The following is a 12,861-nucleotide window of genomic DNA, read 5'->3' as shown; positions in this document are numbered from 1 at the left end:
GATCAGCCCGCCGCCTTGATGATGTAGGTTACGACGCCGAAAATATCGAGCGTCTCCTCGCGGCCGACCACGATGGGCGAATAGGCCGGGTTCATCGGGTTAAGCTGCACCCGCGGCAGAAGCTGCAGCTTCTTTACCGTAAACTCGCCGCCGACGGCGGCAATCACGATATCGCCATGCTCCGCTTTACGCGCGCTGTCCACCACCAGCAAATCGCCTTCGTCAATGCCGGCATCGATCATGCTGTCGCCAGCGGCTTTGACAAAATAGGTCGCGCTGGGATGCTGCACCAGCAGCTCGTTGAGGTCGATTCGCTTCTCAACATAGTCCTGAGCCGGGCTGGGAAAGCCGCACTGCACCAGGTCGGCAAAAAAGGGAAAGGAGACAATCTGACGTAGCTCAACCGGCGTGTAAACGTTCATTTTTCAACCCACCACACAATACTGAATATATATACAGTAGTTTTGCCAATTTTACCGGTCAATATCGGCTCCAGCTATCAATCGCCAGCACTGAAATAACTCCTTGATGTCAATAGGGGTCTTCTTCAGCGCCAGCGAACCGTTTGCTGCTTTTGCGCGCAGCCCGCCCGCCGCGCGAGGTGGTAGATGCGCAGCGCCGCGGCATTCGCTTGACACTGTACATTAATACAGTAAAACTATCGCCCGCGATCAGCATACAGAGGACAGAAGATGTTTGTGGAACTGATTTATGACAAGCGCAATTTTGCCGGGCTGCCGGGCGCCAGAGAGGCCATTCTTAACGAGCTGACCAAACGCATGCAGCGCATTTTCCCGGAGGCGGAAGTGCGGGTGAAGCCGATGATGACGCTGCCGGCGATCAACACCGACGCCAGCAAGCATGAAAAAGAGCTGATCAGCCGCACGGTGCAGGAGATGTTTGAAGAGGCGGATATGTGGCTCACTGAAGAGTGATCCCGCCCCAGTCGCGGCGACCACCTCTTTAAGAGCTTTCCCGGATGTGGCAGAGCCGCGGGCAACAGTACAATAGCGGCGGTTGCAGACTGGCAATGCAACCTTCGCTCACCTGCTGGCTCTTGCATACGGCCAGCAGGTGAGCCCTACCTGTCTCCCCTCATCGCCTCACAGCGTCTCCGGTAGCGCCGCTATAATTCTATCCACTAGCCCGCGATGCTGATGGACCTTCCCGCATTTAACAATGATCTGCCTGGCGTTGTCATAGCCCGGCGCCCACAGCCGGTTATTAAGCAGAACGTCCTTATAGACCGCGATCAGCGGTTTGTTCCACGCCGCCGCCATGTGCACCACCGAGGTGTCCGGGGAGATAATCAGCTCCGCCTGGGCGATCAGCGCCATCGCATGGTGTAACGTGTTAAATGGGTTAATCACCACCTCCGGCGGCAGCGGGATGCGGATCTCGCGCCGGTGATCGAGCAGAATAACCGCGCTCCCCGGATGGCGGGCCAGCAGTTTGTCGAGCAGTTCCGCCAGCTGCGTCTGCGAGAGACTGCGGTCGGCATGGCCGGCAAAAATATTAATCACCACCGCTTTTCCGCTTAGCGACGCCAGATACTGCGCCACCTCCTGCATAATCGGCCCGGGCACCGCCAGGTCGTAAGCGTCCAGCCCGCGGGTGTCCAGTTGGAGATAATCGGCGATCAGCTCGAACGTTTTCGTCACGTGCCAGCGCTGGCAGTCAAAATCAAAAGAGTGGGAGTAGTGCTTAATCGATGGCCATTTATTAAACCCGAGCACTGATTTGGCTTTTATTTGTCGGAAAAGCCGCAGGCGATGCACGGGAATATCGAACAGCGAAGGGTCAATAATAATATCGTACTTATTATTAGCCAGTTCATTAATAACGTCGCGAGGAACGTTATGATTAAATTTACGCAAAAAATCGGCGGACGTGACCGGGTCAGCTTCATAAATATGGCGGATCCGCGGGTTATAACGCATCACCTGGCTGTTAGAGGTCGTCAGCAAAAAATCAACGATATAGCCTGACTGATGCAGGCATTTCACCAGCGCGGAATCCACCACTACATCGCCGACCGCCCCCTCATTGCGCATCAACAGGACGGTTTTCGCAGACGACAAATCTACCGGCTGACGGCGTCGGCGATCCCAGAGTGCTTTCGCCACCCCCACCCGCAGGGCATTACGTACTTTCTTAGTAAAGTAATTCCGCCGTCTGTTGAGCTCCCTTATTTTATTAAATTTCTTGCGTGGGGAACCCTGCATGGTTGCATCGTGCATCATCCTAACCTCATTACGGCAATTATTAATATTCTGTGTCGTCCGATAGAGACTGAGCGAAATAAAAAAAGTTCGATTGAAAATGAAAATCATTCTTTTTTTTATTTACAAAACTCATCTGCGCCTGCGGGATTGCACCACAGCACTGTGAAGTAATAATGAGCGAATGGTGAATTTCCCGGCCCACCGTTGGCAGGCCGGCGCAACAGCGCTAAGCTGGCTGCTTTATGATGTCAGGAGGACGCTATGCTTGAAGCAGTAGAAGGTAATATCCACCAGCGGCTGTGCGCGCTGCTCGACGAGCACCGGGCCCGCTACCGGGTGATGGCGCACGAGGCGGTCGGTCAGTGCGAAGCCGTCTCGGCAATCCGCGGCACCGCGCTTGGCCAGGGCGCGAAAGCGTTAGTCTGTAAAGTGAAAGGAAACGGCGTCAACCAGCATGTGCTGGCGATCCTCGCCGCCGATCGGCAGGCCGACCTCGCCAGCCTGGCCCGGCATATCGGCGGCAGCAAAGCCTCGCTGGCCAGCCCGGCGGAGGTGGAGGCCCTCACCGCCTGCGTGTTCGGCGCCATTCCCCCCTTCAGTTTCCATCCGGCGCTGCGGCTGGTGGCGGACCCGCTGCTGTTTGAACGCTTTCCACAAATCGCCTTTAACGCCGGGCGCCTGGACCGGTCGATCATTCTCGACACCGAAGACTATTTACATATCGCCCGACCAGAGATCGCGACCTTTCGCCGTCTTAGCTAACCGGGCATCCGCCCAGATTTCCGCCGCATGGCGTAAAAATCCTGTTTATTCACGCCACGATGCGTAGAGTAAGCGGGATATTTTTGGCATTCTTATTTTGGCAAGGACCTCTGTACATGTTTGATACCACCCTGTTGATCCTGCTGGGTCTGGCTGCGCTCGGCTTTATCAGTCATAACACCACCGTGGCGATCTCCATCCTCGTGCTGATTATCGTGCGCGTCACGCCGCTGAACGCCTTCTTTCCCTGGGTTGAGAAACAGGGACTGACCGTCGGGATCATTATTCTGACCATCGGCGTGATGGCGCCTATCGCCAGCGGCACGCTGCCGCCCTCGACGCTGATCCACTCCTTTATGAACTGGAAATCGCTGCTGGCGATTGCGGTCGGGGTGTTTGTTTCGTGGCTCGGCGGGCGCGGCGTCTCCCTGATGGGCTCCCAGCCGCATCTGGTGGCCGGGCTGCTGGTCGGTACAGTACTCGGCGTCGCCCTGTTTCGCGGCGTCCCGGTCGGGCCGCTGATTGCCGCCGGGATCATCTCATTGTTTATTGGGAAGTCGTAGCCAGGCTACCGTGATAGCGGCCCGGTGTCTGCCCGAGCCCTTTTTTAAACATGGTGATGAAGGCGGTGGTGGAATCGTAGCCCAGCGCCTGAGCCGTCTGCTGCACCGTCTGCCCGCGGATCAGCAGCTGCAGCGCGAGGATCAGCTGCAGCTGATGGCGCCAGCGGCGAAAGCTCAGCCCCGTTTCGCGCACGACCAGGCGGGCCAGATTCCGCTCGCTCATCGCAAACACCGCCGCCCACTGGCTCAGGGTCTGCCAGCGCGCCGGATCCTCGGCCATCATCGTCACCATTTGACGAATTTTCGGGTGGTTTGATACCGGCAGTTGCAGGTGCTCCTGCGGCTGGCGGGGCAGCTCATCAAACAGAACCTGCACCAGCCGGGCCGTGGCGGGGGCGGCCAGCGACTCTCCGCCGCGCTCCGCCAGAGTAAGGATCAGCTCTCGCACCAGCGGGGAAATCTTTAACGTACAGCAGCGATCCGGCATCGGCGCGGCGCCCGGCTCGATGAACAGGAAGCATACCTGGGCGCCGGGGGTAGCGCGGTTACTGTGGGACAGCTGCCCCGGAACCCACACCGCATACTGCGGCGGCACCATCCACATTGCGTTCTCCACCTCGCAGGTCAAGGCGCCGTGCAGGGCAAGGATCAGCTGCCCCTTACGGTGGGAATGCGCCGGAATATACTGCTCCGCCTCCACCACCCGGATACGAAAGGCAATGGCCGATTCGTGGCCACTGTCCGGTTCATAGCCATCCAGCCCCAGTCCAATCATCATATTGTCCGATATTAGCGATAATCTGTCATTTTAGCTTGATTTAAACGAGGGACAAAGCCGCTATCGTAACCCCCCTCATTAGTTACCTTGAGAATGATATGTCTTCTGTGAACTCCTCTACCGGCCGCCGCCCCGCGCTGCTGATTGCCGGTATCCTGCTCATCGCCACCACCCTGCGCGTGGTCTTTACCGGCGCGGCGCCGCTGCTGGACGCGATTCGTAGCGACTATGGCCTGACCACCGCGCAGACCGGGCTGCTCACTACCCTGCCGCTGGTGGCCTTTGGCCTTGTCTCGCCGCTGGCGGCAGGGGTTGCCCGCCGGTTCGGCATGGAACGCAGCCTGCTGCTGGCGATGCTGCTGATCTGCGCCGGCATTGCCCTGCGCTCCCTGCCCTCCGCTGCGCTGCTGTTTATCGGCACGGCGGTAATCGGCTGCGGCATTGCGCTGGGTAACGTGCTGCTGCCCGGGCTGATTAAACGGGATTTCTCGCAACATGTCGCGCGGATGACCGGCGCCTATTCCCTGACGATGGGCGGCGCGGCGGCGCTTGGTTCGGCGCTGGTGGTCCCCGTGGCGATGGCCGGATTCGGCTGGCGCGGGGCGCTGCTGCTGCTGATGGTCTTCCCGCTACTGGCGCTCCTCAGCTGGCTGCCGCAGTCCCGGCGCCGGGCGGAGACGCCATTGACCGGCTCAGGCGCTATGCATAACCGGGGGATCTGGCGGTCGGCGCTGGCCTGGCAGGTGACGCTGTTCCTCGGCATCAACTCGCTGGTCTATTACGTGATTATCGGCTGGCTGCCGTCGATTCTGCAGAGTATGGGCTATAGCGAAGCGCAGGCCGGCTCGCTGCATGGCCTGCTGCAGCTGGCGACCGCCGCGCCCGGCCTGGCGATACCGCTGATCCTGCATCGGCTGCGCGACCAGCGCGGGATCGCGGTGCTGGTCGCCCTGATGTGCGCCATCAGCGCCGCCGGGCTGTGGCTGTTGCCTGAGCTGGCGATCGGCTGGACGCTGCTGTTCGGCTTTGGCTCCGGAGCCACCATGATCCTCGGCCTGACGTTTATCGGCCTGCGCGCCAGCTCGGCGCATCAGGCCGCGGCGCTGTCAGGGATGGCGCAGAGCGTCGGCTATCTGCTGGCCGCCTGCGGGCCGCCGCTGATGGGCAGGATCCATGATGCCAATGGCGACTGGCATATTCCGCTGCTGGCGGTGGCGCTGATTTCGCTGGTGATGGCGGTCTGCGGCGCGCTCGCCGGACGTGACCGGGAAATTCACCCCTGAAGATGACCGGCAGCGCCCGCTGCCGGTGGAATTATTGTGCCGCGGCGCGGAGAAACGCCTGCACCAGCGGCGCGGGACGCCCGTCCAGCGCGTGACGCTCATGCTGGAACAAGGTGGCGACAAAAAACGGGTGCGTCACCAGCTCGACGGCGCGGATCTCACCCTCTTCATCCCAGCCGGTGACGCGCAGATCGCCCTGCTCCAGCTCCGCCGCAAACGCGCTGCTCACGCCGTACCGGCAGTGGTAGCCCTCTTCAATGCTCTCCCGGCCATAGGCGCGGGCAATCAGCGTATTCGCCCGCAGCTCGACGACGGCAGAGGTCTCCACCAGCGAGCAGCTGAGGGGAGCGATCACCATCCGCCCTTCGCTGTCGGTTTCCGCATGTCCGGCGTCCTGCCAGCCGAGCACGTTGCGGGCGTATTCAATCACCGCGTGCTGAAAGCCGCCGCAGGTGCCGAGGAAAGGAATGCTGTTTTCCCGGGCATAGCGGATCGCGGTAAACGCGCCTTCCGGGTGACGATACGGGCTGCCGGGAACGACCCAGATGGCATCGTACTCCGCCAGCGCCTCGCCGGAGGCGATCGACGGGGTGGCGAGCCAGTCATATTTCACCGGCTGCTCCAGCACGGCGGCGGCATCGTCTATCGCCAGGGGAATGGCCTGATGGGCAACAATATCGGGGTGATTATCGCCGACAAGGGCGAGGCGTAAAGGAGTTTTCATAGCAGGTTCCTTATGTCTGGACGAGACGGACAGCACAAGGCACGTCAGAATAGCGATCCCGCCTGTGGAACACAATCCTTATTTTCACCCCACCGCCGTGGCCGACGGGTGAGGTATACTGGAAAAAGCGCGTAAGGGAGAGAGAATGAAAAATAAGCTTTTGGTCAGCGCCTGCCTGATGGGATTCCAGGTGCGGTATAACGGTAGCGAGAAGGCACAACTGGCGGCGACGCTGTCCCGCTGGCAGCAGGCGGGGCGGCTGGTGATCCACTGCCCGGAGCTGGCGGCCGGTCTGCCTACGCCCCGACTGCCGGCGGAGATCCTCGACGGCACCGGCGGCGATGTGCTTGCCGGACGGGCGCGGATCGTGGAAAGCGACGGCCGCGACGTCACCGGACATTATCAGCTGGCCGCCTGGCTGGCGCTCAGCGCCGCCCGGGAAGCGGGCTGTCAGGCAGCGTTACTCACCGACGGCAGCCCTACCTGCGGCAGCCAGTATGTCTATGACGGTTCCTTTCGCGGACGGCGCAAAGCGGGCGCCGGCGTGGCCGCCGACCTACTCCGCGCCCACGGCATCACGGTATTTTCCGACGGGCAAATCCCGCAGTTGCTCGCCTGGATGGCACAGAAGGAGCAGGATGATGATTCAGTGTAAACGGGTGTATGACCCGCAGGAAAGCAGCGACGGCTATCGGGTGCTGGTCGACCGTCTCTGGCCGCGGGGGATTAAAAAAGAGGCGCTGGCCTGTGATGAGTGGTGTAAGGAGTTAACGCCTTCCGCTGAGCTGCGCAAAGCCTTTCACGGCGAGGCGATCGATTTCGCCCACTTCAGCCAGCGCTATCGTCAGGAGCTCGACGCCCATCGCGAAACGGGCCTGCGGCTGGCGGCGCTGGCGCAACGCCAGCCGCTGACGCTGCTGTACGCTGCGAAGAACACCGAGCAGAATCATGCCCGGGTGCTGGCCGCCTGGCTGGCGGCCCTGCCGGTTACGATTTAGCCGGATGATCCCGGCGCCACAGCGCCCACTCGTCGAGGGTTTCGCCGCTGGGTAGTTTGCACTGGGTGCTGACGCCCTGCGGCGTTTGCACCGGCACCCGGGTGCCGCCGGATTGCTGACAGTATACCGCCGCGGGGTTGGGCATGCCGATGGTTTTCGTCGGCGCAGTGGGCTGCGGCTGGGCACAGCCGGCTAATACCAGTGGCAGAATAGCCAGTAGCTTTTTCATTGTTCCTCCCTTTCCTGGATGCCCGGGGATTTTAGCCTGAATCTCCACGTTTTCTCCATCTTGCCTGCACTTTTCCCCCGTAGAGTAGCCCTGTTCTCGAACTGACCAGAGAACAGATCATTCCATAATCAATGAGTTTTTCCCCGTCGCCCCCGACGGGGCTTTTTTTGGGGATTTAATAAATTGAAATAAAAGGATTTATTTCAAAAATGTCCACATATCGACCCTGACCCCGAATATGATCCAGTCGTAATCAGGAATAACCGGCTTCATGTTGGCTGCATATTCTGCCAACCGGCAGACTTCTCTGCGAATTCGGATGACGTCATCCAGCCCAGTGCAGAATGGGGACGGCACTCGTTATAATCCTGCCACCAGTCATTAATCGCTTTCCGGGCATGAAGAATATCGCTGAACCAGTGTTCATTCAGATACTCATCGCGAAAGCGTCCGTTAAAACTCTCAATAAATCCGTTCTGCGTTGGCTTACCTGGCAGGATAAGCCGTCGTTCCACACCATGCTCAAAGGCCCATTAATTGATCGAGCGCGCGGCGGTGGAAAGGATAGTGTCAGATCCTGCCGTTTCAGCAGATCACGGCGAAAGATAAGTTTATCAACATTAAGAACGCCACCTGGGCGACATACACACGGCACACCGTATACCACCGCAGCTGATTGGCACCATGCCAGAGGGAAACGGATCATTTGGGGACATCGTAAAGGCCGCCAGGGTCTACGCCATCAACGAGCTGACGCCCGTAATGGAGGCGCTGAAAGTGGTCAATGAGTGGCTAGGAGAAGAGGTATTCCGCTTTAACCCTTACGCGTTACTTTCCCCCCAGAAATAACCGCCAGAAAATTCAGTTTCTTTGAACAACATCAGGCATTTATAACAAGCCAGCATTTTCGCTGGCCTCATCTTTTCTGCTTAAAGAATCCCGTACCAGCGCCCCTCTGCGCGTCGCTGCTTTTTCCCTGCACAAGGCATATCTCCAACCAAAACGACCGCTCACCGTGAAGCAGAAACCGTGAAATTGCATATTCTGCCGCCTTCCCTACCCTGACCCGTTTGCGGGGGCTTGCCCCCCGTCACCTGCGCGCAGCAATCCTTTCATTTCTAGTGCATGCGCAACAGCATGCCCAGACCGCATCACACATCGGCTTACAAAGGATAGAGTACATCAAAAATATATGCTAATTAGTGCATTTTTGTACTATTAAAAATTAGTTGAAGATGCGTTTTTCTGCTGATTCAAGCCGATAAAACGAGCATTTTAATACACATACCGATCGCACCAAGCTAGTATCATGGCGATGGTTGTTTGACAGCAGCACCAGCCTATGATGGAAACCGTAGTATAAATTATGTACGCGTGGAAGATGCAGATATACTTTGCCATTTTTTACTATGGTATTTAATATTATATTGGCTTTTATGTTTAAAGATTACACGTGGATATCGATATGCACTCAAACCTTTAAAATCATTACTATCAATTAGTTAACCGCTAAATAGCGTATATTAACTATACAAGCACTCGAGAAAAAACAGTGTTGGTATGTACATCCGCAAATATTTTTGCTAAGGACCACGACTAACAATGGCTAAGCTACCTTTTACAAAACAAGAGCTCACTCGGGCCTGGAGAGATGCAACAGCAGTGTCTGATGCTGAACCACGACAAAACCCACATAGACTGCTTCTTTTTTATGCTGTTGAGTGCGGGCTAAAGGCTGTTTTTCTTACGCAAAGAAATTTAGACATTATTGATGAAGAAAATGCCGAATTATTGTCTCACGACTTAAATAAAATAGCTAATCTTGTTCTTTTACCAAAAGCCCAATTGCTTCCTGAAGGTGTTTCAATGAAAAATTGTAATATCAACAGAGCTTCAACCCCTAGGAATTGCCATGTAAGCCAACTAAATCAGGTATGGCGTTACGGTGGAAAATTAACTGGACCGGGAGCTATCACTGATCAGATTTTAGAAGAGAAATTATTGCGAATAAATGCATGGATAAATAAGGAGCTATGATATGGATGAAAAATTAATAACTTGGTTAGATGTCGAAAGACAACTAAAAAAAGTTAGTAAGAATAAAACAAATTATCCTGATTTCATACAGGCCGTTTTTTGTTATAACTCTAGCATGGAGATTGAGTACTCAGGTGAGTTACTGTCTATTTTAGAATGGCTAGGATCTATTTTTGGTAGAAAGCTTTCAGTTGTTGGCCAACCTTATATCAGACTAGATTTAAATAAAGAACAATATCCCATCGAATTTATACAAAGTGCAAACACAAAAAAAAATCAAAAACTAGTATATCCTCTCTGGAAGGAACATGTATACAACCCTGGAGTAAACGTAAACACTCCCGAAAAGTGGTCTGATGGCCCTCATGTTACTTCATTTCACTCTTTCAAAGGTGGTGTTGGACGGACAACATCATTGATGACATACGCAACTGCTGTGCTCAATTCAAAAGAGCGAGCAAAGGTTCTTTTAATTGATGCGGACCTAGAAGCTCCAGGTATAAGTTTTTGGTTAGATGATGAAAATAAACCCACTGTCTCATTCATAAATTATGTGGAAGCAATTCATTATTCCCCTAGTGCGCAAAGCGAAGTGATAAATTACTTCGCAAATGAACTTAGAAAATCATCCATTAACATTGATGGACCGAGTAAAGAGATTTTTGTATTACCCTCATCTCTTGATCTCACATCGGTGATGGACATGCCAGTAACTCCTGAGCATCTATCTAAAAACTTAGATAACCCATGGGTATTAAGTGAATACCTTATGAAATTAGGTAAGGTTTTAGAGGTGGATGTCGTTTTAATCGATTTAAGAGCAGGGCTAAGTGAACTTGCGAGCCCTATTATATTTGATCCTAGAATTGAACACTACTTCGTTACTACAGTTGCTCCTCAATCAGTCAAAGGTATGTGTGAAGTTTTATCTCGTTTGAACAGTTCAAACTCTACATTCAACTTTTCTACATACAGCAAGGAAAAACCATCAGTAATTGTTAGTCTGTTAACTAATCAACTTCGGAAATTACCAGCATATACCTTAGCCACTGAAATGTTGAACTCTGCATATCCAACAGATGACTCTGACATTTTAGCTCAAGGAATTGAATGGCTTGAAGTTGACTTTAATCAGTCATTGATGAGCCTATCCTCCATTAGAAGTGCATATGAGGCCTTACCACACTCGACACTCTATGATTCTGCAAAAGATTGGGCGAAATCATTATCTTCTTCTGCATTTGATTTAAATAATGCTAATGGTCATACATCAGGGAATAAAAATATTTCTGACGCGCAAAAATTACGTGATACATGTAGTAAGTTTCAATTTGCCGAAAATATTGACGCAAATGACATGCTTGTAACCGATCCGCTCCGAAATTTTGCAAAATATTATACCGACACTCTACCTAATGCTGTATCTATTGGAGCTAAAGGTGCGGGAAAAACATTCACATATATTCAAATTTGTCTTTCTGGAAACTGGGGAAACTTCCATAAAAAAATTAACACAGGAATTACCTCCACCGTTGATGCTGTAGTATTTCCATTACTTGCGTCAACAAATCTTGATGCAGCAAGTGAAAAAGTTCGTTCAATCAGGAAACAGTCATTAATTAAGCTTGGGCTAAAATCTGAGACCACCCTTGACTCAGCATCAAAAAAAGTCAAAGCTGCATTAGATACAGCTGATACCAATTGGGATGAATTCTGGATTGATTTTTTATTGTCAGAGCTAGGGGGGGAATGCAATTCTCTTCAAGAGCTTAATGAACAATTAACTAGTAAAAACCAGTCATTACTCTTGCTTGTAGATGGTATAGAGGATTTATTCGATTCCCCTGATGCAGAAGAGATCCAACGAGGTGCAATAAAGGCATTGTTACAATTGCCGAATGCCCTTTCAGAAATCCCTGATAGAAAAATAGGGTTAATTTGCTTTATCCGGGCTGATTATGTACAAACTGTCATAAAACAGAATTTTTCACAATTTGTATCTAGATATCAACCTTTTAGATTAGAGTGGACACCTGAATCATTCCTTCGTTTAGCCTATTGGGTTGCAGGGAAATCAGCTATAATTAACGCAAACCCTAACGAAGCCGATAAATTAAACAGTGATAATTTACTAACTGCTCTAGAAAAACTGTGGGGTAAAAAACTAGGTCGAGATAATTCAAAAGAAGCGAATAGCGCAAGATGGGTTTTTGCTGCAATCTGCGACTTAAACGGTAAATTACAAGCAAGAGATATAGTTAGATTCCTGAAGTTTTCAGCTGAGGCTATGTTACAAACACAAAGCTCAACTATAAAGCCTGAAGTTTGGGTAGACCGCATTCTTGCACCTGAAGCAATCCGTAAATCTTTACCTGCTTGTAGCCAAGAAAAAGTTTCAGAAACAGCAAGCGAAATAAAATCATTAAATGATTGGCTTGCAATCCTCAAAACAATACCAAAAGAAGTGAAAAAAGTGCCATTCAACCCATTAGAAGTTGGATTATCACTGGAGCTTTTAAACTCTTTGAAGGAGTTAGGAATTATTTATGAAGATACAGACCAAAACTCTGAAGACAGGTATTTTTTACCAGAGATATATAGATGGGGGCTTAACTTTACCTCCTCTGGAGGCGGAAGGCCTCGGGTTCAAGCTTTACTAAAACGAAACTTAGGCGGAATTCCGTTCTAAGATATCGAATTAAAATCTATTTTTAATTATAGTGGTCATCATCATCTCATCTAGCATGATGGCCACTCTGCTAAAAGGTATAGCAATTAAATATTATCTTCAACAATCCTTGATCTAAAAACAATCATAAAAACATGGTTGAAATGTAAAAAAAAAAAAAAAAAAATCACAAACCGATTATCAAAATTCAATGCAATAACACCCATCATTCTGATGTATCATTTTTAATTAAACTTAAAACATGAGCTAAAAGTTCTATAGGAAGTTGCGAATCCTTACATTTAATTTTTCACAAGATACTCAGTATACTTTCAACCTGAATATAAAAGCTTACAAGTCTCGCACTACGCAATTTCCCGTTGCAAATGGCATATATCACTCTATAATTAAATCTTAAGCGGTGACATAGTGTAAGCGCACCCGTTTTAGTTCCACGCACTTTTTGAGATTTCCCGGGTTTTGACCCTGGCCCAAATTCAGTGCAGTGCTAAATCAGAGATCTTCGTCTTTCCGGAGACTTCGGATGAATTCAGCCGGAGTCATGTCATTTAATGATGAATGCGTTCTCTCATG

Annotated in this window: 13 protein-coding genes and 3 pseudogenes; 10 read left to right on the top strand and 6 right to left on the bottom strand. The window is 52.1% G+C overall.

The genetic code is table 11. The annotated features are described in order from the left end of the window. Nucleotides 1-2: 2 nt before the first annotated feature. A complete protein-coding gene (locus RRF55_RS23465; protein ID WP_002901192.1) occupies nucleotides 3-422 on the bottom strand; it encodes a translesion error-prone DNA polymerase V autoproteolytic subunit in 420 nt (139 codons plus the stop codon). A gap of 270 nt (nucleotides 423-692) precedes the next feature. Between RRF55_RS23465 and RRF55_RS23460 the strand changes: the two genes are divergently transcribed. Beyond that, the gene (locus tag RRF55_RS23460; protein ID WP_002901096.1) at nucleotides 693-935 is read left to right on the top strand and encodes a DinI family protein; all 243 of its coding nucleotides are present in this window, start codon (nucleotides 693-695) and stop codon (nucleotides 933-935) included. 168 nt (nucleotides 936-1,103) lie between these two features. Here RRF55_RS23460 and RRF55_RS23455 read toward each other — a convergent pair whose 3' ends face one another. After that, nucleotides 1,104-2,240, bottom strand: a complete 1,137-nt coding sequence (locus RRF55_RS23455; protein ID WP_014907796.1) for a glycosyltransferase family 9 protein — start codon at nucleotides 2,238-2,240, stop codon at nucleotides 1,104-1,106. Between RRF55_RS23455 and RRF55_RS23450 the strand changes: the two are divergent. The 3 genes and pseudogenes from RRF55_RS23450 (at nucleotide 2,235) to RRF55_RS23440 (ending at nucleotide 3,550) form a co-directional block, all read left to right on the top strand. Further along, nucleotides 2,235-2,391: pseudogene (locus RRF55_RS23450) on the top strand (hypothetical protein). The gene RRF55_RS23455 and the pseudogene RRF55_RS23450 sit on opposite strands and share 6 nt — an antisense overlap. Nucleotides 2,392-2,486: 95 nt before the next feature. Further along, the gene (locus tag RRF55_RS23445; RefSeq protein ID WP_002901088.1) at nucleotides 2,487-2,987 is read left to right on the top strand and encodes a YbaK/prolyl-tRNA synthetase associated domain-containing protein; all 501 of its coding nucleotides are present in this window, start codon (nucleotides 2,487-2,489) and stop codon (nucleotides 2,985-2,987) included. A 116-nt stretch (nucleotides 2,988-3,103) separates the two neighbouring features. Beyond that, the gene (locus RRF55_RS23440; RefSeq protein WP_002901080.1) at nucleotides 3,104-3,550 is read left to right on the top strand and encodes a DUF441 domain-containing protein; all 447 of its coding nucleotides are present in this window, start codon (nucleotides 3,104-3,106) and stop codon (nucleotides 3,548-3,550) included. On the opposite strand, the gene RRF55_RS23435 is transcribed toward RRF55_RS23440, so the two are convergent. Beyond that, on the bottom strand, nucleotides 3,534-4,328 hold the full coding sequence (locus RRF55_RS23435) for an AraC family transcriptional regulator (RefSeq protein ID WP_004140469.1): 795 nt from the start codon (nucleotides 4,326-4,328) through the stop codon (nucleotides 3,534-3,536). The genes RRF55_RS23440 and RRF55_RS23435 overlap by 17 nt on opposite strands. Nucleotides 4,329-4,435: 107 nt before the next feature. Here RRF55_RS23435 and RRF55_RS23430 point away from each other — a divergent pair, with 107 nt between their 5' ends. Continuing rightward, nucleotides 4,436-5,611: a CynX/NimT family MFS transporter gene (locus RRF55_RS23430; RefSeq protein ID WP_074188200.1), complete on the top strand. Its 1,176-nt coding sequence runs from the start codon at nucleotides 4,436-4,438 to the stop codon at nucleotides 5,609-5,611. A 31-nt stretch (nucleotides 5,612-5,642) separates the two neighbouring features. On the opposite strand, the gene RRF55_RS23425 is transcribed toward RRF55_RS23430, so the two are convergent. Next, nucleotides 5,643-6,335 carry a CTP synthase C-terminal region-related (seleno)protein gene (locus RRF55_RS23425; RefSeq protein ID WP_023286247.1) on the bottom strand — a complete coding sequence of 231 codons (693 nt, stop codon included), beginning with the start codon at nucleotides 6,333-6,335 and terminating at the stop codon, nucleotides 5,643-5,645. Nucleotides 6,336-6,480: 145 nt separating this feature from the next. On the opposite strand from RRF55_RS23425, the gene RRF55_RS23420 reads away from it, so the two are divergent. Both RRF55_RS23420 and RRF55_RS23415 read left to right on the top strand, forming a co-directional pair. Then, on the top strand, nucleotides 6,481-6,990 hold the full coding sequence (locus RRF55_RS23420) for a DUF523 domain-containing protein (protein WP_032414791.1): 510 nt from the start codon (nucleotides 6,481-6,483) through the stop codon (nucleotides 6,988-6,990). Continuing rightward, nucleotides 6,977-7,333 carry a DUF488 domain-containing protein gene (locus tag RRF55_RS23415; RefSeq protein WP_004150779.1) on the top strand — a complete coding sequence of 119 codons (357 nt, stop codon included), beginning with the start codon at nucleotides 6,977-6,979 and terminating at the stop codon, nucleotides 7,331-7,333. Before RRF55_RS23420 ends, RRF55_RS23415 begins: the two co-directional genes overlap by 14 nt. Here the strand turns inward: RRF55_RS23415 and RRF55_RS23410 are convergent. Both RRF55_RS23410 and RRF55_RS23405 read right to left on the bottom strand, forming a co-directional pair. Continuing rightward, nucleotides 7,323-7,562 carry a putative hemolysin gene (locus RRF55_RS23410; protein ID WP_004176548.1) on the bottom strand — a complete coding sequence of 80 codons (240 nt, stop codon included), beginning with the start codon at nucleotides 7,560-7,562 and terminating at the stop codon, nucleotides 7,323-7,325. The genes RRF55_RS23415 and RRF55_RS23410 overlap by 11 nt on opposite strands. A 269-nt stretch (nucleotides 7,563-7,831) precedes the next feature. After that, nucleotides 7,832-8,095 (bottom strand): annotated as a pseudogene (locus RRF55_RS23405) (integrase core domain-containing protein); the annotation flags it as partial. A 38-nt stretch (nucleotides 8,096-8,133) separates the two neighbouring features. Here RRF55_RS23405 and RRF55_RS23400 point away from each other — a divergent pair. The 3 genes and pseudogenes from RRF55_RS23400 to RRF55_RS23390 all read left to right on the top strand — a co-directional run. Further along, nucleotides 8,134-8,411, top strand: a pseudogene (locus RRF55_RS23400) (phage portal protein); the annotation flags it as partial. A gap of 753 nt (nucleotides 8,412-9,164) precedes the next feature. After that, a complete protein-coding gene (locus tag RRF55_RS23395) occupies nucleotides 9,165-9,599 on the top strand; it encodes a hypothetical protein (protein ID WP_048332989.1) in 435 nt (144 codons plus the stop codon). A gap of 1 nt (nucleotide 9,600) precedes the next feature. Further along, nucleotides 9,601-12,288 carry a ParA family protein gene (locus RRF55_RS23390; RefSeq protein ID WP_048332990.1) on the top strand — a complete coding sequence of 896 codons (2,688 nt, stop codon included), beginning with the start codon at nucleotides 9,601-9,603 and terminating at the stop codon, nucleotides 12,286-12,288. Nucleotides 12,289-12,861 lie beyond the last annotated feature (573 nt).

This window comes from Klebsiella sp. K47 (assembly GCF_051858335.1).
Taxonomy (GTDB): Bacteria; Pseudomonadota; Gammaproteobacteria; order Enterobacterales; family Enterobacteriaceae; genus Klebsiella; species Klebsiella pneumoniae.
This window is presented reverse-complemented; position numbering and strand designations above follow the sequence as displayed.

Bases quoted from the DNA above. Each gene is read 5' to 3' on its own strand.
- RRF55_RS23445 (WP_002901088.1), top strand. From the start codon at position 2,487: ATGCTTGAAGCAGTAGAAGGTAATATCCACCAGCGGCTGTGCGCGCTG.
- RRF55_RS23415 (WP_004150779.1), top strand. From the start codon at position 6,977: ATGATTCAGTGTAAACGGGTGTATGACCCGCAGGAAAGCAGCGACGGC.
- RRF55_RS23460 (WP_002901096.1), top strand. From the start codon at position 693: ATGTTTGTGGAACTGATTTATGACAAGCGCAATTTTGCCGGGCTGCCG.
- RRF55_RS23440 (WP_002901080.1), top strand. From the start codon at position 3,104: ATGTTTGATACCACCCTGTTGATCCTGCTGGGTCTGGCTGCGCTCGGC.
- RRF55_RS23425 (WP_023286247.1), bottom strand. From the start codon at position 6,335: ATGAAAACTCCTTTACGCCTCGCCCTTGTCGGCGATAATCACCCCGAT.
- RRF55_RS23435 (WP_004140469.1), bottom strand. From the start codon at position 4,328: ATGATGATTGGACTGGGGCTGGATGGCTATGAACCGGACAGTGGCCAC.
- RRF55_RS23395 (WP_048332989.1), top strand. From the start codon at position 9,165: ATGGCTAAGCTACCTTTTACAAAACAAGAGCTCACTCGGGCCTGGAGA.
- RRF55_RS23420 (WP_032414791.1), top strand. From the start codon at position 6,481: ATGAAAAATAAGCTTTTGGTCAGCGCCTGCCTGATGGGATTCCAGGTG.
- RRF55_RS23410 (WP_004176548.1), bottom strand. From the start codon at position 7,562: ATGAAAAAGCTACTGGCTATTCTGCCACTGGTATTAGCCGGCTGTGCC.
- RRF55_RS23455 (WP_014907796.1), bottom strand. From the start codon at position 2,240: ATGCACGATGCAACCATGCAGGGTTCCCCACGCAAGAAATTTAATAAA.
- RRF55_RS23465 (WP_002901192.1), bottom strand. From the start codon at position 422: ATGAACGTTTACACGCCGGTTGAGCTACGTCAGATTGTCTCCTTTCCC.
- RRF55_RS23390 (WP_048332990.1), top strand. From the start codon at position 9,601: ATGGATGAAAAATTAATAACTTGGTTAGATGTCGAAAGACAACTAAAA.